The 20,208-nt window shown below is 59.3% G+C and carries 18 protein-coding genes and 1 pseudogene; 11 read left to right on the forward strand and 8 right to left on the reverse strand.

Annotation, left to right across the window (positions count from 1 at the left end; translation table 11 throughout):
• Window positions 1-174: 174 nt before the first annotated feature.
• Genes ACK9YZ_RS25620 through ACK9YZ_RS25645 form a run of 6 tightly spaced genes read left to right on the forward strand, consistent with a single transcriptional unit; the run spans window position 175 to window position 7,665 of the window.
• Window positions 175-705: a winged helix DNA-binding protein gene (locus ACK9YZ_RS25620; protein ID WP_183725502.1), complete on the forward strand. Its 531-nt coding sequence runs from the start codon at window positions 175-177 to the stop codon at window positions 703-705.
• Complete coding sequence (locus ACK9YZ_RS25625) at window positions 702-2,534, forward strand: ABC transporter ATP-binding protein (protein WP_416068096.1); 1,833 nt, start codon at window positions 702-704, stop codon at window positions 2,532-2,534. The genes ACK9YZ_RS25620 and ACK9YZ_RS25625 overlap by 4 nt, the downstream gene beginning before the upstream one ends.
• Before the next feature lie 50 nt (window positions 2,535-2,584).
• The gene (locus tag ACK9YZ_RS25630) at window positions 2,585-4,105 is read left to right on the forward strand and encodes an ABC transporter substrate-binding protein (protein ID WP_416068097.1); all 1,521 of its coding nucleotides are present in this window, start codon (window positions 2,585-2,587) and stop codon (window positions 4,103-4,105) included.
• Window positions 4,106-4,165: 60 nt separating this feature from the next.
• On the forward strand, window positions 4,166-5,089 hold the full coding sequence (locus tag ACK9YZ_RS25635) for an ABC transporter permease (protein ID WP_416068098.1): 924 nt from the start codon (window positions 4,166-4,168) through the stop codon (window positions 5,087-5,089).
• A 21-nt stretch (window positions 5,090-5,110) separates the two neighbouring features.
• Window positions 5,111-5,944: an ABC transporter permease gene (locus ACK9YZ_RS25640; RefSeq protein ID WP_416068424.1), complete on the forward strand. Its 834-nt coding sequence runs from the start codon at window positions 5,111-5,113 to the stop codon at window positions 5,942-5,944.
• The gene (locus tag ACK9YZ_RS25645) at window positions 5,941-7,665 is read left to right on the forward strand and encodes a M14 family zinc carboxypeptidase (RefSeq protein WP_416068099.1); all 1,725 of its coding nucleotides are present in this window, start codon (window positions 5,941-5,943) and stop codon (window positions 7,663-7,665) included. The genes ACK9YZ_RS25640 and ACK9YZ_RS25645 overlap by 4 nt, the downstream gene beginning before the upstream one ends.
• Before the next feature lie 16 nt (window positions 7,666-7,681).
• On the opposite strand, the gene ACK9YZ_RS25650 is transcribed toward ACK9YZ_RS25645, so the two are convergent.
• The 6 genes from ACK9YZ_RS25650 to ACK9YZ_RS25675 form a co-directional block, all read right to left on the reverse strand.
• Window positions 7,682-9,037: an amidase gene (locus ACK9YZ_RS25650; protein WP_416068100.1), complete on the reverse strand. Its 1,356-nt coding sequence runs from the start codon at window positions 9,035-9,037 to the stop codon at window positions 7,682-7,684.
• Between the two features lie 70 nt (window positions 9,038-9,107).
• Window positions 9,108-10,622, reverse strand: a complete 1,515-nt coding sequence (locus tag ACK9YZ_RS25655; RefSeq protein ID WP_416068101.1) for an ABC transporter substrate-binding protein — start codon at window positions 10,620-10,622, stop codon at window positions 9,108-9,110.
• 17 nt (window positions 10,623-10,639) lie between these two features.
• Complete coding sequence (locus ACK9YZ_RS25660) at window positions 10,640-12,349, reverse strand: dipeptide ABC transporter ATP-binding protein (protein WP_416068102.1); 1,710 nt, start codon at window positions 12,347-12,349, stop codon at window positions 10,640-10,642.
• A complete protein-coding gene (locus ACK9YZ_RS25665) occupies window positions 12,346-13,197 on the reverse strand; it encodes an ABC transporter permease (protein ID WP_416068103.1) in 852 nt (283 codons plus the stop codon). Before ACK9YZ_RS25665 ends, ACK9YZ_RS25660 begins: the two co-directional genes overlap by 4 nt.
• Complete coding sequence (locus tag ACK9YZ_RS25670; protein WP_416068104.1) at window positions 13,194-14,132, reverse strand: ABC transporter permease; 939 nt, start codon at window positions 14,130-14,132, stop codon at window positions 13,194-13,196. Before ACK9YZ_RS25670 ends, ACK9YZ_RS25665 begins: the two co-directional genes overlap by 4 nt.
• A 51-nt stretch (window positions 14,133-14,183) precedes the next feature.
• Window positions 14,184-15,074 carry a proline iminopeptidase-family hydrolase gene (locus ACK9YZ_RS25675; RefSeq protein ID WP_416068105.1) on the reverse strand — a complete coding sequence of 297 codons (891 nt, stop codon included), beginning with the start codon at window positions 15,072-15,074 and terminating at the stop codon, window positions 14,184-14,186.
• 125 nt (window positions 15,075-15,199) lie between these two features.
• Between ACK9YZ_RS25675 and ACK9YZ_RS25680 the strand changes: the two genes are divergently transcribed.
• Together ACK9YZ_RS25680 and ACK9YZ_RS25685 are read left to right on the forward strand one after the other, a co-directional pair.
• Window positions 15,200-15,982 carry a LuxR family transcriptional regulator gene (locus ACK9YZ_RS25680; protein WP_416068106.1) on the forward strand — a complete coding sequence of 261 codons (783 nt, stop codon included), beginning with the start codon at window positions 15,200-15,202 and terminating at the stop codon, window positions 15,980-15,982.
• Window positions 15,983-16,035: 53 nt separating this feature from the next.
• Window positions 16,036-16,950, forward strand: coding sequence for a proline iminopeptidase-family hydrolase (locus ACK9YZ_RS25685; RefSeq protein ID WP_416068107.1), 915 nt, complete (start codon window positions 16,036-16,038; stop codon window positions 16,948-16,950).
• A gap of 137 nt (window positions 16,951-17,087) precedes the next feature.
• Here the strand turns inward: ACK9YZ_RS25685 and ACK9YZ_RS25690 are convergent, their stop codons facing one another.
• Window positions 17,088-18,038: a HEPN domain-containing protein gene (locus ACK9YZ_RS25690; RefSeq protein WP_416068108.1), complete on the reverse strand. Its 951-nt coding sequence runs from the start codon at window positions 18,036-18,038 to the stop codon at window positions 17,088-17,090.
• 330 nt (window positions 18,039-18,368) lie between these two features.
• Between ACK9YZ_RS25690 and ACK9YZ_RS25695 the strand changes: the two genes are divergently transcribed.
• The 3 genes from ACK9YZ_RS25695 to ACK9YZ_RS25705 all read left to right on the forward strand — a co-directional run bounded on the left by ACK9YZ_RS25695 (window position 18,369) and on the right by ACK9YZ_RS25705 (window position 19,839).
• A complete protein-coding gene (locus ACK9YZ_RS25695; protein ID WP_416068425.1) occupies window positions 18,369-18,578 on the forward strand; it encodes a hypothetical protein in 210 nt (69 codons plus the stop codon).
• 500 nt (window positions 18,579-19,078) lie between these two features.
• Window positions 19,079-19,363 carry a DUF1778 domain-containing protein gene (locus ACK9YZ_RS25700; protein WP_416068109.1) on the forward strand — a complete coding sequence of 95 codons (285 nt, stop codon included), beginning with the start codon at window positions 19,079-19,081 and terminating at the stop codon, window positions 19,361-19,363.
• Window positions 19,363-19,839: a GNAT family N-acetyltransferase gene (locus ACK9YZ_RS25705; RefSeq protein ID WP_416068110.1), complete on the forward strand. Its 477-nt coding sequence runs from the start codon at window positions 19,363-19,365 to the stop codon at window positions 19,837-19,839. Before ACK9YZ_RS25700 ends, ACK9YZ_RS25705 begins: the two co-directional genes overlap by 1 nt.
• Before the next feature lie 31 nt (window positions 19,840-19,870).
• Here ACK9YZ_RS25705 and ACK9YZ_RS25710 read toward each other — a convergent pair.
• A pseudogene (locus ACK9YZ_RS25710) lies at window positions 19,871-20,072 on the reverse strand (transposase); the annotation flags it as partial.
• Window positions 20,073-20,208 lie beyond the last annotated feature (136 nt).

Below are 20,208 nucleotides of genomic sequence, written 5' to 3' on the forward strand. Positions count from 1 at the left end.
TAAAATGATTTAGAATCAATGCAATAGAGCCGCGTTCCTAAATGTCGAACGCATGTAGGAACGGGGCAAGAGAAACGACGGCAGAATAGAGGAATCTTAGCGATAATTTGTTGACAAATTATCGCTTCCGGCTAACCTGCTTAACGTACTTCAGTTCTGAGATGAGAGAGTTCATTGGATAAACCGAAGGAACGAAAAGCCCCCCGCGAATTGATCGTGTCGTCCGCCCATCTGGCGCTCGGCAGTTCTCCGGCCCTCTCCGAACTTGAATACGGATCCATCCTTTTTTCTCACGCTTTCAATCGCTGGATGGTGCGATGCATGGCTGCAGCCGGGGTGCCGAGCCTGTCGCCGGTGGAAATCCTCATCATCCATTCCGTCCGTCATCGCGGCCGGCCGAAGACGCTTTCCGATCTCTGTCTCGTGCTCGATATCGAGGATACGCATATCGCCAATTACGCGGTGAAGAAGCTCGATGCGGCTGGGCTCGTCAAGACCGGAAAATCAGGAAAGGAAAAGGTGATCCAGGTCACCGACAAGGGCCTGGAGGCGCTGACACGCTATTCCGAAATCCGCGAGCGTCTGCTGGTGGAGGCGACCAAGCTCTCAGGCCTTTCACAGGATGAACTCTCCGACATTGCCTCCCATCTGAGAGCCCTGTCGGGATATTACGAGCAGGCAGCGAGGTCAGCGGCAACCTTATGAGTAGATCGACCGAGAGCAACAGCGCTTCCGCTTCCGCCATTCTCTCGGTTCGCTCACTGTCCGTCGACTTCAGGTCCGGCCAGTTTCGGGCCGTCAAATCGCTGAGTTTCGATGTCAGGCCAGGCAAGACGCTCGCCATTGTCGGTGAATCCGGCTCGGGGAAGTCGGTAACGTCGAGGGCCATCATGCGCCTCACCGATTTTTCCGGCGGCCGCATCAGCGGCGGCGAGATCCTCTTCCAGAGCCGCAACGGGCCGGTCGATCTGGTGACCGCGAGCCCCGACCGCATCCGGCAGATCCGGGGAGGGGAGATCGCCATGATCTTCCAGGAGCCGATGACCTCGCTCGATCCGGTTTTTTCGATCGGCGACCAGATTGTCGAAGCCATCCTCCTGCATCAGAAGACCACGCGCGCTGAGGCCAACCGTATCGCGCGGGACATGCTGGAAAAGGTTCGTATTCCCGATGCCGACGCGATGATGAAGCGTTATCCGCATCAGCTCTCTGGCGGCATGCGCCAGCGCGTGATGATTGCCATGGCGCTGTCCTGCCGTCCCAAACTGCTGATCGCCGACGAGCCGACGACTGCACTCGACGTGACGATCCAGGCACAGATCCTCAATACGATCCGCGAACTGCAGCGTGAGCTTGGCATGGCTGTGATCTTCATCACCCATGACATGGGTGTTGTTGCCGAGATGGCTGATGACGTGATCGTGCTTCGCCACGGCGAAAAGCTGGAGGATGCCCCGGTCCGGGCGCTGTTTTCCAATCCGCAGCATCCTTACACGCAAGCCTTGCTTGCGGCTGTGCCGCGTCTCGGCAGCATGTCGGGCAAGGCGCCGCCGAATAGTGAGGCACTGGAAGCGGCCCGCTTCGACAGCAAGTTGCCGCTGCTGCAGGTCGATGGTCTGACGGCGCGCTTTGCTGCGCGCAGAAGCCTGTTCGGCCGCCTGACGCATCGCATCCATGCGGTTGAAGGCATTTCCTTCGAGATTGCCGCCGGTGAGACGCTGGCACTTGTCGGCGAATCCGGCAGCGGCAAATCGACGACCGGCCGCATGCTGCAGCAGATCATGGAGCCGACTGGCGGCAAGATCCGTTTCCGTGGCCGCGATGTCGCCGAAATGGATCCGCGCGAGAAGCGTTCCCTGCTGCAGAAGATCCAGTATATTTTCCAGGATCCTTATGCGGCACTTGATCCACGCCAGCGGGTAGCTGCCAGCATCGCAGAGCCTATGATCGTGCACAAATTGCAGCCGGACAAGGCGGCGGTCGAGGCTCGCACGCTCGCCCTGCTCGATCGCGTCGGCCTGCCGCGCGAATACAGAACGCGTTTTCCGCATGAACTCTCTGGTGGCCAGCGCCAACGTGTCTGCATCGCCCGTGCGCTCGCCAGCGATCCGGAACTGATCATAGCGGATGAATCGGTCTCCGCGCTCGACGTTTCGATCCAGGCACAGATCCTCGATCTGCTTCTGGAGCTGCAGCGGGAGCGTGGACTTTCCTATCTCTTCATCACCCATGACATGGCTGTGGTCGAGAAAATCAGCCACCGCGTCGCGGTCATGTATCTCGGCCAGATCGTCGAGATCGGCTCCCGGCAGGAAATCTTCGAGAACCCGCAGCATCCCTATACGCGCAAGCTGCTGTCGGCCATTCCTGTCCCCAATCCCGATCGCAACATCGACACCACGCTTCTGACCGGCGCGATACCGAGCCCGGTCCGCAAGATCGGCGATGAACCGGCGCTTCTGCAATACAGCCGATTCTCCTCCTCCCACTTCGTTGCGGCCGAGCCGCAGAAGCTGTCCGAAACCCTCCCATAGGACAGGCCGCACCAGCACAGTCACCGAAAAAGAAAAATGGGGAACTGAAAATGCGATATAAAAATCTCTTTCTTGCCGCCGCAATGTCGGTCCTGCCGCTTGCTGCAACCATCAATGCCGCCCACGCTGCCGGAACACTGACCGTCGCGCTCGAACGCGATGACGGCAGCTGGGATCCGATCGATACGTTCACGCTGACCTGGGGCCGTATCGGCAGCAATATTTTTGACGGTCTCGTCCAGCGCAGCACGGACCTGAAGCTGCAGCCCGGCCTCGCCACAGCCTGGGAATTCCTTGACGACAACAAGCGCATCCGTTTCACGCTGCGCAAGGGCGTGAAATTCCACGACGGTGAGGACTTCAACGCCGCAGCCGTCAAGTTCACCTTCGACCGTCTCCTCGGGCCGGAAGGTGCCAAGGGGCCACAGCAGGCCAATTACACCTCGATCGGCGAGGTCAAGGTCATCGACGATTACACCGTCGATTTCATCCTGAAGAGCCCCGATCCGGTACTGATCACCAAGCTTGCCGGTTATGGCGGCATGATCGTGCCGCCGAAATATATCCAGGAGAAGGGTGACGAATATTTCAACCTGCATCCGGTCGGCACCGGCCCGTTCAAATTCGCCGACTACAAGCCGAAGATCAGCCTGACGCTGGAAGCCAACCCCGATTACTGGGGCGGCGCACCGAAGCTGTCCGGCCTCGTCTACCGCTTCATTTCCGAAGCCGCGACCCAGGTCTCCGAGCTGCAGTCGGGTGGCATCGATATTGCAACGCTCGTGCCGATCAGCCTGATCGATACGATCAAGGGTGATCCCAAGCTGGAAGTGGAAAGCATCACCGGTCCTGACGTCGCCATGCTGCGCTTCAACAATACCGACGGCATCACCAAGGATCCGGCGGTGCGCAGGGCGCTGATCCAGGCGGTCGACCGCGAGGCTATCATCGAGCAGATCCTGCAGGGTAACGGCAACCCGATTGCAAGCCTTCAGAGCTCGCTGTCGCTTGGCTATGATCCCAATCTGAAGCCGATACCCTTTGACCCCGCAGCCGCAAAGGCAGCCCTCGACAAGGCTGGCGTGAAACCCGGCACCAGCCTGGAGCTTTCCTTCGTCGGCACCGACGCGACCTTCCGCGAAGTGTCCCAGACGGTCGCCGCCTATCTTCAGGCCGTCGGCATCAATGCCTCGCTGAAGTCCTATGAGACCAATGTCTATTACACCGACATCATCGCGCACGGCAAAACCGGTTCACTCTACCAGTTCCAGTGGGGCGGCTGGACCTTCGACTTCGACAATACGGCCTATCTGCTCTATCACAGCGGCCAGTTCTGGAATCCCTACATCAAGGACGCCAAGCTGGATCAACTGCTCGAAGCGCAGCGCTCGACCTATAATGTCGATGAGCGCAAGAAGATCCTGGGCGAGGTCGCAGCTTATGCAGCCGACCAGGCCTTCGAGATGCCCCTCTACAACGGCAATACGCTCTACGCGATCAACAAGCGCGTGAAGAACCTGGCGCCGACCCCGGACGTGCGTTTCCGCTTCGTAGACGTATCGGTCGACTAACCAACCCCGCTCGACTGCCTGTCTTGCGGCAGGCAGTCATTTCCTCCGCAGGGTCACGCCATGCCAGCCTATATTGCCAAACGCCTCTTGCAGGCACTTTTCGTCGTGATCGTCGTCACGCTACTCGTTTCCTATGCGATCCGGCTGTCCGGTGATCCGACAGCCATGCTCGTCAGCGGCGGCGCTGCCGTCACCGAGCAGGATCTGCAGAATATTCGTGTCGGCCTTGGTCTCGACCAACCGTTCCACATGCAATATTTGAATTTCATCTCCGGCGTCGTCAAAGGCGACTTCGGCAAGAGCTTCTTTGGCGGCACGCCGGTCTGGAGCCTGATCGCTCAGGCCTTGCCGGCAACCCTGCTCTTGTCCTTCCTGTCGCTCATCCTGTCCTTCGTCATTTCCATCCCGCTCGGCATTCATGCCGCGGTCAAGTCGGGCTCTTGGGGGGATCAGATCGTCCGCATCCTGTCACTTGTCGGGCTATCATTCCCGAATTTCTGGCTGGCGATCATGCTGGTGCTGATCTTCTCCATCAAGCTGGGATGGCTGCCGTCCAGCGGCTTCCTGGCCTATTCGGGTCTGGTTCTGCCCTGCCTGACGCTGGCGCTCATCCTCTCGGCGGTCAATGTGCGCATCGTGCGCTCGGCCATGCTCGAGACCCTGTCGGCACAATTCATTCTCGTCTCCCGCGCCAAGGGGCTCAAGGACAGGGTCGTGCTCTACAAGCACGCACTGCGCAACTGCCTCATTCCGCTGCTCACCTTCGTCGGTCTGCAATTCGGTGATCTGCTCGGCGGGGTGGTTATCGTCGAGCGTGTCTTCAACTGGCCGGGCATGGGCAGCCTTGCCTTCGATGCCATCTCGTCGCGTGACTATCCCGTGCTGCAAGGCACGATCACCGTGCTGGCGCTGCTGATCGTGCTGACCAACCTGGTGATCGACATCGCCTATGGCATCATCGATCCGCGCATCGGGAGGAAGTGAGCCGTGGCATCCTCTCAGACAATGTCCCGATCCTTCTTCCGTCATACGCCGCTGGAGCTCATCCTCGGCATCCTCCTCACCGCCGGAATGGTTCTGCTTGTCGTCTTCTCCGATGTGATATTCGGAACCAAGGCGGACATGATGGATCTTCGTGCCCGACTGTTGCCGCCATTCGTCAGCCTCAACCATATTTTCGGAACCGATCCCCTCGGCCGCGACGTGCTGGCACGCATTGCCGCCGGCGGCAAGATTTCTCTGATCGTCGGCTTGCTGTCGGTCACCGGCGCGACCATCGTCGGCACGATCGCCGGGCTGATTGCCGGCTATTTTCGCGGCGTTGCCGACATGATCCTCATGCGCATTGCCGATGTGCAGCTGGCCATGCCTTTCATGCTGATGGCGCTGACCTTCATCGCCATCGTCGGGCCGGGCCTGCCGATCCTCATTTCGCTGATGATCATCGCCCAGTGGGTGCAATATGCCCGTCTGGTGCGCGGCCTCGTGCTCTCCCTGCGCGATCGCGAATTCGTCCAGGCGGCGCGAGCGATAGGCGTCGGTCGCATGCGGATCATTCTCGTACATATCCTGCCGAACATCATCGGCCCGATCATCGTGCTGATGACGCTGAATGTCGCCAACAACATCCTGCTCGAAAGCAGCCTGACCTTTGTCGGCCTCGGCGTCGACGCCTCCATTCCGAGCTGGGGCGGCATGCTTGCCGACGGCCGCACCTATGTGCAGTCGGCATGGTGGGTCAGCGTCTTTCCGGGCTTTGCCATCATGTTCACCGTCCTCGGGCTCAATCTGCTCGGTGACTGGCTTCGTGACTATCTCGATCCGACGAGGGAAAAATGAGCACCATCCTCAATCTCGACGTTCCGCGCACGCTCGACGTGCTTGTTTCCGAGCTGATCGCCAATCCGCCGGGCATTCCGGTTGAAGCGTGGGTCTTCGACGATGCGCCCTCGCGGCAGGCTGCAGAAGAAAAGCTGGCCGCCGTCGGCATCACAGCGCGCATCCGCAGCTCCTACAAGCCGCTCGTCTATTTTTTCCTTGAGGAACTGCATATTGCGTCCCTTGCCAAGGTGGAGATCGGATATCCTCTTCATTCTGCCGCCGATCCGCAACGCTTTCTGATCGAGGCCTACCCGCTGGCGGCTCTCGTTGGCGATGCCGAAATCGCCTTTCACGCCAACACGCTCGATCTCACTTACGATGTCACGCTGACCACCAAGGCGGGAGAAACGAAGGCCTATACGGTCTTTGCCCCCAACGTGGTGGAGGATGACCACGTCGGCATGCCGGTGCTGCGCTGCTGCGGCTGGCACAAGGGTGCACGGTTGAAGACCGATTTCGAGATGATGTTCCTGGCGGCCGTCGATGCCGTCAAACAGCAGACATGGGGTCGCAAGCAGCCCTATTTCGACCGGTTGCGCATTGCAGTCGACTTACCGGCCAGGGATCTCGATCTCGATTTCTGCAGCGAGAGCATCAGCCTGCGCGAAGCCATGCATGAAGACCTGTTCTTCAGTCTGCGCGAATGCCTGGATGCCGAAATGGGCGCGATGGCGGGGCGGGGCGGCGCAAGACCAGGCCAGATCGTTCCCGATATCAGCGGCACCGATGGCAATCCACGCATCGTCATGACCGTCGAGGACTTCGGCGAACACGAGGAGACCACAGGCGAGGATATCGATATCGCCACGGCAACGAGGCCCCTTAAGATTGGTCAGATCCGCCGCGAACTCGCAAAGATCGAGGGTGAACCGATCAAGGCCATTTCGCGCGAGGGGCGCGAAGTGCTCGGCCGCTACCACAAGGGGCCAGGGCCGGCCGTGCTCATCTCCTCGGGCCAGCATGCCAATGAGACCAGCGGTCCGGTCGGGGCGTTGCGCGCCGCACAGATGCTCGCTGCCGATCCCAGCCAGCACTTTGCCATCGTTCCGGTGGAGAATGTCGATGGATATGAGCTTCATCAGCGACTGATTGTCGAGAACCCCTTCCATATGCATCACGCCGCTCGCTATACGGCCTTCGGCGATGACCTCTCGTTCACCGTTCCGCCGCCGATCTACGAGCGCGAGGCACGCGGCAAGGCCCTCGAGCTGTCATGCGCCAAGCTGCATCTCAATCTGCACGGCTATCCCTCCCATGAGTGGACCCGGCCTATGTCGGGCTACCTGCCGCGCGGCTTCGAACTCTGGACCATTCCGAAAGGCTTCTTCCTGATTGTCTGCACTCATCCGGGCTGGGAGGCGATCGGCGAGACGATCCTTGAAGAGGTGGCCAAACGTCTCGCCGAGGACAAGAGCCTCGTCGAATTCAATGCAAGGCAGATCGATTGCGTCCGCCTCCACATGCCGAATGCTCCCTTCGAAGTGCGCTACGGCATTCCGGTTCTCAAGCAAGTCAGTTCGCTCTATCAGGCTCCGGTAACAATCATCACCGAAGCGACCGACGAGACGGTTTACGAGCAGGTCTTCGTCGATTGCCACGAGGTGCAGACCCGCACCGTGCTCTATGCCGTTGAGGTCTATCGCCGATTGGCGGCCAACAGCGATTTTCCGTCGGTGTGACGGGAAGCGGAGTGGTCTAGAGAACTGCCGCAGGGGATGGCCTGCGGTAAGCATCGAGTGCGGCCTCGATACCGAGCGCGATCTGCAGCAGCTTCCCGTCGCTACCGATCGGGCCGGTCAATTGCAGTCCAAGCGGCAGATGACCGTCCATGCCTGATGGCAGGCTGAGGGATGGCTGACCGGTCATGTTGGCGAAGCCGCTGGAGAGCATTTCGCCTTCCTCGCCGTCCTCGGTGAATTCCGGATCCGTAATCGGCGCTGGGAAGGGTACGCTCGGTCCGAGAAGCACGTCGATGTCGCTGAATACCGCTTCGACGGCATTGCGAAGCTTGACGCGGAATTCCTGTGCTCTGATGTAATCCACCGCCTTCGCTTCGAAACCAGCCTCCACCTGCGATCGCGTGCGCAGCGCATACCCCGCAGGATTTTCGGCATGGAGCGGAGCGTGGATGACGGAGGCCTCGGGCAGGATGATCCGGCGCAGTTCCGAATTGGCGAGCGTAAGCTCCGGAATGTCGATGCGCTTGACGATTGCACCCGCTGCCTCAAGCCGCTTGAGTGCTTCGGCGAGATTGGCGGCAGCTGCCGGCGTCAACTCGGGACTGTCGCAATGGAATTGCACCGCGCCGATCCTGACGCCTTGCAGCGAAGGCGCCGAAAGTGGAAATGCCTTGCCGGCCAGCACTTCGAGCAACAGCGCCGTATCCGTAACGTTGCGCGCCAGAGGGCCAGCATGATCGAGGCTCCAGGAGAGCGGGAAGACACCGTTAAGAGGCACCAGTCCGAATGTCGGCTTCAGTCCGACGATGCCGCAATAGGAGGCCGGGATGCGGATCGAGCCGCCCGTATCTGTGCCGATCGCAAGCGGCAGGATGCCGGCGGCAACGAGAGCGGCCGAGCCACCGCTGGAGCCGCCGGACGTGCGCCCGACATCATGGGGATTGTTCGTCTGGCCGACGTCAGGATGGGCAATGCCATAGGCATATTCGAGCAGGTTGGACTTGCAGAGGAAGATCGCACCGGCCTCCCGCAGCCACTGCACCAGCAGGCCGTCCTCGCTTGCCATGGCAGGTGGCCGCACCTTGCTGCCGTAGCCGGTTGGAGCGCCCTTGACCTCGATCAGATCCTTGATGGCGACCGGAATGCCGTGCAACGGTCCGCGATCCCTGCCGGACCGCAGCTCCTCGGTTGCCTGTTCGGCGTCTGCAAGCGCCATCTCATCCAGTCTCTGCGCGACGGCATTCAGGGCAGGCTCCAGCCTCTCCAGCCGTTGAATGCTGGCACGTACGACATCGACAGGGGAAAGCGAACCGTTTCTATAGGCTCGCCCAAGCTCGGCTACGCTCATGAATGCGATTTCGTCCGCCGTCATCACCGCCTCCGTTATCGGAATACTCCGCCGCACGTCGAGCGGCGGAGTATGATCGCAAATCCGCAATTTGTCAGTTCTTGACCGTGTCTTCCAGGAAGAAGCGGCCAAGCGGGTTCTGGTAGAAGTTGTCGATGTTCTTGCGAGCCACATTGATATAGGGGCTATAGTAGAGATCGATCCAGTTGACGTCGTCCTTCGCCGTCTTCTGCAGGTCGATGTACATTTGCTCGCGCTTCTTCGGATCGAGTTCCAGGCGGGCCTTGGCGACCAGCTCTTTCACCGCCTCGTTCTTGTAGTTGGTCGAGTAGTTGTTGTTGGAGTCATGGCCGAGCACGAAGGTCGTCTTCTGGTCCGGGTCGAGAATGTCGTTCGTCCAGTAGTTGACGGAGATGTCGTAGTCGCCGGCAACGGTCATGTCCCATTCCTGGCTGGGGTCGACCTTCTGCAAATTGGCAGTGATGCCGGCCTTGGCGAGCTGCTGCTGCACCAGCACGGCCGTCTGCTCATCCACCTCGTCACCGGCGCGGATCAGGTAGTTTAATGTTAGATTGGAAACGCCGGCATCAGCCAGCATCTGCTTGGCCTTTTCCGGATCATAGGGGCGCTGCAGATTGTCGGCGTAGTGGTAGAGGGCACCCTTCGGAATGTAGGAATTGGCGACCGTGCCCTGGCCGAAGGTGACGGCCTCGACGATTGCCTTCTTGTCGATCGCCAGGTCGAGGGCCTGGCGCACTTCCTTCTTGCCGAGATCGCCATGCGCATGGTTGATCAGCAGATGATCTTCACGCGTCGAAGGATCGATCAGCACGTTGAGGTTTGCATCCTTCTTCAGCTCCTCGACGCGCGAGAAGGGCACGAAGATGGCCGCATCGAGCTGGCCAGCCTGCACGTTCAGCATGCGGGTATTGTCGTCAGGCACCGAGATCCACTCGACCCCGTCGAGCTTCACCCGGTCCGCCTGCCAGAAATTCGGGTTCTTCTTCAGGATGATACGGTCGCCGCGACGCCATTCCTCGACGGTAAAGGCACCCGACGCGACCGGTTTTTCGCCATAGGCATCCGCGCCCATGGATTCCATGCCGGCCTTGGAGATGACGGAGGCATTCGGCAGTGCCAGCGTCGACAGGAAGGGCGCGGAAGGGTTCTTGAGCTTGATTGTCAGCGTATGCGGGTCAGTGGCGACAGCCGTATCGATCACCTTGTAGGAATCACTCCAGAGCGAGCCCTCGTCATTGCGGATGCGCAGCAGGCTATAGGCGGCGTCTTCGGCCGTCAGCGGCGAACCGTCGGAGAATTTTGCGTCGCGGATCTTGAAGACATAGGTCAGGCCGTCGTCGGAGACCGTCCAGCTTTCGGCAAGGCCGGGCTCCAGCTTGGTTCCGGTCTTGTCGACGCGGATCAGTACGTCATAGACGTTGGAGAACACCCAGTTGTCGATGTTCTGCGCCGTCTTGATCGGATCGAATGTGGTCGAATCCTCGCGGCGGCCGATGGTAAGCACGCCGGCGGCCTCGGCGTAAGATGCGCTGAGTGTCAGGCCTGCAAGAAGCGCTGCAAGCCCGATTGATTTCCATCTGGTGATCATGTTCGTTCCCTTCGTTGTTATGGCATGCGTTTAACGGGTAGAGCCGACATTGACTGCAGTTCGTCTTCCGGGCCCGCTCCTGCGAGAAGCGGCTTGTCCGGATCGATGTCGGGGATGGCGGCAATCAGCGCCGCGGTATAGGGGTGCTTCGGTCGAGCGAAAACCTCATCCGAACGGCCTTCCTCGACGATCTCGCCGCGATACATGACGACGACGCGTTCGCAGAGATTGCGCACGATCGCCAGGTCATGGGCGATGAACATCAGCGTCAGGTTCATCTTCGCGGTCAGTTCGCGGAAAAGCGCGATGATCTGTGCCTGGATGGTCACGTCGAGGGCTGCGACGCATTCGTCTGCAATGATGAGCTTCGGATCGACGGCGAGCGCCCTGGCGATGCCGGCACGCTGACACTGGCCGCCGCTCATGCTGCGAGGCCTGCGGTTGGCGAATTCCCGCTCCAGCCCGACGAGATCGAGCAGTTCGCCGATGCGCGCCGGAATGGCAGATATTGGAACCTTGCCTTGCACCTTCAGCACTTCGGCAAGCATCTGGCCGATGGTGAGCCGCGGATTGAGTGCATTATAGGGATCCTGGAAGACCATGGCCGTCTCGCGCCGCAGCTTTGCGAGGCCGGCTGCCCGTTGCTGTGCAAGATCGATGCCGCCGAAAGAGACATGGCCAGAGGAAATCGGGGTCAGGCCGAGGACGGCGCGTGCGAGCGTGCTCTTGCCGCTGCCGGATTCGCCGACAATGCCGATGGTCTCACCCGGCATGACCTGAAGGCTGACGCCCGAAACCGCACTTACCGTCTTCGTGCTGCCCTTAAAGAGACTGCCACCGGCCTTGAACCGCACATGGAGGTCGTCGATTTCGAGGAGAGGTTTGGTCGATGCCGCGGGGGATGCGACTTCCGCAGTGGGTACAGTCATCTCATCCGGCATGGAAGGATGGCTGTTGATCAGATTGATCGTATAGGGGTCCTGAGGCCGCGAGAGGATCGCGCGCTTCGGCCCCTGTTCGAGCAGCCTGCCGTTGCGCATGACAGCAATACGGTCGCAGGTCTGCGCGACGATGCCGAGGTCATGGGTGATGAGGATGATCGACAGCCCGCGCTTGTCGCGGATCTCCAGCAAGAGCTTCAGGATCTGTGCCTGGATGGTCACGTCGAGCGCCGTTGTCGGCTCGTCGGCAATCAGGATTTTCGGATTGCAGGAGAGGGCCACGCCGATCATCGCGCGTTGGCGCATGCCGCCCGAAAATTCGTGCGGATAGCTGTCATACTGGCGCATGGGATCGGGAAAGCCGACCTGCGTCAGGATCTCGATGGCGGCGGCCCGCGCTTCCTTCGCTCCCAGGTCCTGGTGATAGCGGATGCCCTCGGAAATCTGGTCGCCGATGCGCATGACCGGGTCGAGATGGCTTGTCGGGTTCTGGAAGATCATGCCGATCTCGCCGCCACGGACATCGAGCATGTCGGCATCGCTTGCCGTCGTCAGGTCGCGTCCTTCAAGCAGGACGGTGCCGCCCTCGATCTTGATCAGCGAGGAGGGCAGCAGCCGGACAAGCGAACGGCAGAGCAGGCTCTTGCCCGAGCCGCTTTCGCCAACGAGGCCGAGGACTTCGCCCTTGGCGAGATCCAAGGAAACATGATCGATCAGCGTTCGCGTGCCGCCGTCGAGATGAACCTTGACCGTCAGATCGCGGACGGAAAGCACTGATGCACTCATTCTCGAACTCCGAAAAGTTCGCCGAGCGCATCACCCAGCATGCTGAAACCGAAGGCAAGGCAGACTATCGAAAGGCCGGGGAAAAGCGTGATCCACCAGGCCGTGGTGATGAAGCTCTGCCCTTCCGCGACCATGACGCCCCATTCGGCAAGCGGCGGCTGCACACCGAGGCCGAGATAGCTGACCGCTGCGCCGCTGAGCAGCACCAGTGTGGCGTCCGACATGGAAAAGACGATGGAGCCGGCAATTGCATTCGGCAGCAGATGGCGGAACATGATGCGGGTGCGGCTGAAGCCGAGACTGACGGCTGCGACCGCGTAGTCGCTGCTTTTCAGAACCAGCATCTGCGCGCGGATGAGACGCGCATAGGAGACCCAGCCGACCAAAGCGATGGCGATATAAAAGCTGCCGAGGCCCGGGCCGAGAATGGCGATGATCGACAGCATCAGCACGAGGAACGGGAAGGCGAGAATGATATCGACGAGGCGCATGAAAATCGCATCGACGAGACCGCCGAAGAAGCCGGCGATCGTGCCGACGGTCGTGCCGATCAGGAAAGGGAAGAGGACGCCGATGACGGCGATCTGCAGATCGATGCGGGCGCCCCAGATGACGCGGGACAGGATGTCACGGCCGAAATTATCCGTGCCGAAGAGATGGGCGAGTGACGGTCCCTGCAGTCGGACATCGGCATTCTGCAGGATCGGATCATAGGGAGCCACCAGTGGAGCCGCTATCGCCAGAAGCAGGAAGAACAGCAGAATGGCCGAGCCGAACACGAGCGTCAGCCGGCGGCCGAGGAAACGGCGCCAGGCGACCGGCTTGGGAGTAATGGCTTCGACACTCATAGCTTCACCCTCGGATCAACAGCGACGGTGACGATGTCGGCGATGAAATTGACGAGTACGGTGGCGCAGGCAAATGTCATGGCAACGCCCTGCACGACCATGTAATCCCGCGAGAAGATGGCGCGTACCAGCAACTGCCCCATGCCGGGCAGGGCAAAGACGCTTTCAACGACGACCGTGCCGCCGATCAGCCAGCCGATGTTGACGGCGAGAAGATTGATGGTCGGTACGAGCGAATTCGGCAGCACGTGACGCCAGAAAACAATGCTCTCAGGCATGCCGCGTGCACGCGCAGCCGTCGCCACATCGGATTTCAAGGATTCGATCATGGCGGAGCGCAGGCTGCGGGTGAGAACCGTCGACAGCGACAATGCCACTGTCAGGCTTGGCAGCATGAGATGGGAGAGCTTGTCGCCCAGTGTCGTGCCGTAGCCGGAGACCGGCAGGATGCCGAGTTCTACGCTGAAGAGAATGATCAGCATCAGGCCGAGCCAGAAGGGCGGAAAGCCAATCCCGAAGGTGGAGACGATACGCACCGCATGATCCGGCGCCTGGCCGGAATTGCGAGCGGCAATCGCCGCCATCGGCACGGCGATCAGGATCGACAGAATGACGCTGGTCAGCACCAGCGCGATCGTCGGCTCGATGCGGGTTGCGATCAGCGGCAGCACATCGATCTTGTAGAGGATCGACTTGCCCATCTCGCCATTTACGAGGTTTTTGAGGAAGTAGAAATATTGCAGCCACATCGGCTGATCGAGGCCATATTGGGCTCGGATATTGGCAAGTGCGGTCGGCGTGGCGCGCGTGCCGAGAATGTTGCGGGCGGGATCACCGGGGATCAGTCGCACCAGAATGAAGGTGATGACACTGATGCCGAAGATAACGGGCAGAAACTGAACCGGCCGGGTCAGTATGAACTTATAACGATGCATGGCGGCGCTCGCCCCCTTGTCTTCGTCGGGTACCGATCACCTTACCCTGCATCAGCTTGCCCTATGCCGCGATAGAAAATCGACCAGCGCCGGATAATAATCATGCGGATTTTCATAGAAGGGCATGTGGCTGGCATTGGCGAAGACCTTGAGTTCGACGTTCGGCAAGGCAAGCTTCATCCGCAGCGCGCAGGCTGGTGTCAGTTCGTCATGCTCGCCAGTCGTGATCAGCACCGGCATCGTCACACGCGGCAGGTCGGGAATCCGGTTCCAGTCCTTCAGATTGCCGATATAGAGGAACTCGTTCGGCCCCTGCATGGTCTCGTATGGACCCATGTTCCAGTCGTCCAGCGAGCGACGCACGGGGGCCGGCCATTCCGGCAAACGGCAGACATGGCGGTAATTGAGAATCGTCACCGCCGCCAGATATTCCGGATGATTGTAGGTGCCCTGCGCCTCGTGTTTCTGCATCATCGCCACCGTCTCCGGACCGAGGGCCGCGCGCAGCCGCTCCAGCTCGGAAATCAGATGCGGCATGTCGGCGACAGTGTCTTCGAGGATCAGCGTCTGCAGGTTCTCCGGATAGGTCAGCGCATAGTCGATCGCCAGCCATCCGCCCCAGGAATGACCAAGCATATGCACTTTGCCGAGGCCGAGCGCCTTGCGTACCGTCTCCGTCTCCTCGACATAGCGGCCGATGGTCCAAAGCGATCGATCCGTCGGCCGGTCGGAGGCGCCGGTGCCGAGCTGATCGAAAGCCACCACGCGGTAGCCCTTGTCGATGAGGCAGGAATGAGCCTCACGCAGGTAGTCGCAGGGCAGGCCGGGTCCGCCATTCAGGCATAAAACGGTCTCGCCGCCGCTTCCAAAGCTGTAGGCGACCACCTTATAGCCGTCGACTTCGATTTCATGTCGTGCCTCGGGCTCGATTTCACGCCACATTCACCGCTCCGGCAGAAGATTTCGCTTGCTCAATAATTGGGCATGGCTAAATTTTTACCTCAAACCTCAGTCTTCGCCAGCTATAAGAAGTGATAGGGTGGGGAACCACCGACCGGGAGCCTGCCATGCTTGACGAAATCGGAACGATCAGACGGCAATTCGCCATCCATCAGACCCTTGATGGTCGTATCGATCAGGTTTTCGAGGCGATGAAAGAGATCGGCTTCGAGGCTCTGATCTACGACTACACGCCGGTGCCTTACGACCTCGACGGTGCGATCATGATCCCTTCGCTCTTGAAGTTGCGCAATATTTCCGAGGACATGCGGGAATACTGGTTCGATCGCGGCTATTTCCGCATTGATCCCGTACAGCAGGTGGCGTTGCGCACCTCAGCCCCCTTCTTCTGGAATTACGACAGGGATGCAGACACCCTCATCAACCGTTTCATGAGCGACGATACGGTGCCGGTGACGCGCTATCTCAGCGAGCGCGACATGTCGACGGGTGTGACTGTTCCCGTCCATATGCCTCGCGGCGACTACGCGACCGTGACCGGCATTCGCTTCGGCGCCAACAGCGATTTCGAGCGTCATGCGCTTCGCTACATTGCCGATTTCAACCTGCTGGCCCATATCTTCCACGAGGCTGCGTATTCGCTTTTCGACGCCAAGGCGCTGAGTGTCGGGAAGGTCCGCCTGACGGAGCGGGAGCGCGAGTGTCTGCGCCATTCCGCCGATGGCCTTTCGGCCAAGGAGATTTCCCGCATCATCGATCGGTCGGTGCCGACGGTCGTCATGCATCTCAATGCTGCAGCCAAGAAGCTCGGCGCCCGCAATCGCACACAGGCCGTGGTGCGCGCCACGCACTACCGCCTGCTGGAGGATCGACCATCCTATAACTTCTGATAGCTGCCGTCACCGTTGCGGCGACGCTATGGTCTTTCATCGCTGCACCTAGGATGGAGAGACTTGTGGCCGCAGTTCCGACGAAGGAAGCCTATCTGCCATTTCGCGAATACCAGACATGGTATCGCATTACCGGTTCACTGGATTCTCAAAAACTACCGCTTGTCGTCGCCCATGGCGGCCCCGGCTGCACGCATGATTACGTCGATTCCTTCAAGGGTATCGCCGAGCTCGATGGCCGCGCGGTCATTCACTACGATCAGCTCGGCAACGGCAACTCCACGCGGCTGCCTGAAAAGGGACCGGATTTCTGGACGCCGGCGCTCTTTCTCGAAGAGCTCGACGCGCTGCTGAAACATCTCGGTATTCAGGATCGCTACGCCTTCCTCGGCCAGTCCTGGGGTGGCATGCTCGGTGCCGAACACGCCGTGCGCCAGCCGAAAGGCCTGAAGGCGCTCGTCATCGCCAATTCGCCAGCCAACATGCACACCTGGGTGGCGGAGGCAAACCGCCTGCGCGAGGAGCTGCCGCAGGAAGTGCAGCATACGCTGCTGAAGCATGAGGAAGCCGGCACCATCACCGACCCCGACTATGTCGCCGCCTCGCGTTTCTTCTACGATCGGCATGTCTGCCGCGTATCGCCCTGGCCGCCGGAAGTGGCGCGCACCTTCGCCATCATGGACGAAGACAATACCGTCTACCGCAACATGAACGGTCCGACCGAATTCCACGTCATCGGCACGATGAAGGACTGGACGATCGAGGATCGCCTGCCGCTCATCGAGGCGCCAACGCTTTTGATCTCCGGCAAATATGATGAGGCGACGCCGCTGGTCGTCAAACCCTATGTCGATCGCGTCAAAGGTTGCGAATGGGTGCTCTTCGAGCAATCCAGCCACATGCCGCATGTCGAGGAAAAGGAACTTTGCCTCGACGTCGTCTCGGCCTTTCTCACCAGACATGATTGAGGCGCCTGACCGCGACAGGACCTTCCTAACCCATCAACGACCATGCCAAGTCTTGGTATTTGGTAGGCGCGATGTGCCTTGATCTCTGAAACGCAGTCGTCGCCGTACCTATATTGCCATCAATCATATCTCTGGATTCAATTCGAGAAGTGACCTAACGCGAGACGTTCCCGACAGATTGCCTCAACGAGCTGCTGCAGAACCTGCACGCGTTCAACAAGCCACTGCATCTCTTCGCTGCTGATTACAAAATTTGAAGAATAGCGTGCCTCGACATAGGCTCGTGACAGCAATTCGAAACGCCGCCGCGCTATCCGGTTGTCGCTGGGCCAGGCTTCCACTAGGCGTTTGTCGATGTCCTCCGCCTTGGAGCGAAGGACCTTGATGCGGTGAGACTTCGGGCTGTAGAGCGTCAGCGTCAGCAAAAGGCAGTGGTAGGCCGTCTCAGTTGCCTGATGGAGATTGAATGCTGCATGCCGCGGAACGTCATCTGCGATGCTGGTTTCCGCGAGCTTGACATTGTGTCGAGATAGCGGAAACCATTGCTCGAAATACCGCTGCGCCTCTTCCTTCGCCTCTTCCTGGCTCAGCGGCTTGGGATGGGCGAGGGGATGGCCTTCCTCTTCATAGAGGATCTTGCCGTCCTTGGCGATGTCGGCGAAAAAGGGCCGGCCGCGTGAGAGCTGGTCATTGACGTCATGCAGGCTGTGGACAATCGGGATCACCGGTGTTTCGATCCGGTGGGCGATCTGCTCCTGCAGGAAGCGTTCGTCGAGTAAAAGCCACAGATCCTGCTCCTCGGCGAAGCTCTGAGAATTGACGACGATCAGGAGATCGTAATCGGAGCGATAGCCACTCAAGCGGTCTTCCACCCAGTCGCCACGGGCATAGGAGCCATAGAGGATTACCTTGAGGATCTTGCCGCCGGCCTTCCTGGTTGACAGCTTGGTTGAGCGGTATTGCTCGACCTCGGCAAAGATGATCTCGAGCACGCGGGCAAGCTCGCGCCGTTTGTTTGCCGGGAGATGATCAAGCGCGTCGGTCAGGGTCAAAGCCGCATCAAAGCCTTCGGTGGGATTCGTATCCATCGTAACGGTTCATCCATCCTTCGCATCCGAACTTTCTAACGCATGAAGAAAGTTTATGCAATCTTTGATGGAAGTGTTTATTTTCTCAACCACTAGGCAACGGTTCGTGCTGCATTCGGTGTACGGCGATAGATGAAGAATGACCGAAGTTGCTGTTTGGCACTGCCGTAGAGCCCCTAAATATCGCGGGAAAATTGAAATCTTCACTTATTGAGACGTTGTCAGTTCACCGACTTCCGATAAAGATTTTTATAAAGGCTGCCGCGTTCGCCGGCTGAGATGAAATGCAATTCGACGCACGGAGTTCTTTCAGTGAATTCTTTCCTAAGCATGTGGAAAAGCCTTCTCCGGAAGTCCCCTCAAAAGCTTCCTGTCAGTAAATTTGTTGATCTGGCTCCAACTCGTAACGCCGCTCAGACTGGTATATACTACGAGACGCTGGAATTCGCCACGAACAATGACGAAGTGCTCAACACTGCGCTCACCGGTTCCTACGGCTCAGGAAAAAGCAGCGTCTCAAGTCCTTTCTCAACCTCATAATCTGAAGGCCGCAGGTTCAAATCCTGCCCCCGCAACCAATCTTTCCAGACACTTAGAATTTTTAGCTCCTTCCCCGCATACAGACGGGCAGCGGACCGAGAGCGCCGGGGAGCATCGACGGCTTCAGGAGCTGAATATCCTCCTGATGTTTGATGTTTCACCTCAAGCCATTTACTGGTTCGATCAGTCCAATAAGAGGTTCGAGGTGTCGGCCATCGATTTCCTTTTTTCCGAACGGCAGCAGAGAATGCTCGCGGCCACAGACCTTTCCTCTCCGAAACCGGCTATCGCAGCTTCATGGGCGTGCAGCCCGAGCTTGTCCTCGAACTGACGCCGGATACTTTCGCTTCGAAAGTCATCAACGCTCATGTTCAAAAGGGGTTAAAAGGCCGGCTTCGGGCCATCGGCCCGCAATATCGCGAGAAGGCCCGCAATATCGCGAGAAATAGATACACTTTGTGTATGCGTTTATGGTATGCTGGCTTTGAAGGAAAAATATCATGACCAGCAAAAACGCCACTGATACCCATAAACGGCCTGTCAATTTGAAGGTTCGCGAGGACGTCCGCGTCCTGATCGATCGAGCCGCCAAGGCCCACGGGAAAACCCGCTCGGATTTCATGATCGACGCCGCCCGCCGCGCCGCCGAAGACGCGCTTCTCGACCAGACCTTGGTGCAGGTCGATCCCGACAGCTATAAACATTATCTCGCCGTCCTCGACCTGCCGCCAAGCGGCGAAGGCCTCGAACGCCTGATGAACGCTCCCAAACCCTGGCAGCCTTAATGTTGTCAGCGCCGGCGCTTCTAAGCGAAGCGCACGATCTCCAGCTCTTCGACAGCGGGCACGACAGCCTCGATGAATGGTTGCGCCGCCGGGCGCGGGCCAATCAGGTCAGCGGCGTCTCGCGAACCTATGTGGTGTGCGAGGATAAGCGCGTTATCGGTTATTTTTGCCTGTCGTCGGGAGCGCTCGCGGTCACGGAAGCGCCGGGAGCCATCCGGCGCAACATGCCCGACCCCGTCCCGATGGCGGTGCTCGGCCGTCTGGCCATTGACCGCAATTGGCAGGGAAAGGGTATCGGAGCCGCGCTGTTGCAGGACGCCGTGCTGCGCACCGGGCAGGCGGCCCATATCATGGGAATTCGCGGCCTTCTGGTTCACGCGATCTCCGACGAAGCCAAAGCGTTCTATGAGCACTATGGATTTACGGCCTCGCCGGCGAATCCGATGACCTTGGTGTTGTCGTTGAAAGCGCGATGAGGCTTGAGTCAGGGCCGGCCTATCGACCTCGCAAACTTCGGGTGATCCGCTTGAGCTTGGCATTTTCCTCTTCGAGCTGCCGCAGACGCTTCGTCTCCGAGGGCATCAGGCCGGCATACTTTTTGCCCCAGTTGTAAAACGTCGCGTCCGAAGACCTCACCGATTGGGGTCCCGTCCTCGGCTTGCTTCAACACGAATGCGATCTCCGATTTCGAAAACTTCGAGGCCTTCATCGAATTCTCCTCTTCTTCCCATCAGGGATCATAAGTGGAAAATTCCAGTTCCAGATGGCCTAAATTATTGGGGCACGTCAAAACTCTTGTGGGCAGAGTCTTACGGTTAAATGCAAAAGGACAGAAGTTTATCCGC

The sequence above is a fragment of the Rhizobium sp. ZK1 genome (assembly GCF_047782645.1).
Classification (GTDB): domain Bacteria; phylum Pseudomonadota; class Alphaproteobacteria; order Rhizobiales; family Rhizobiaceae; genus Rhizobium.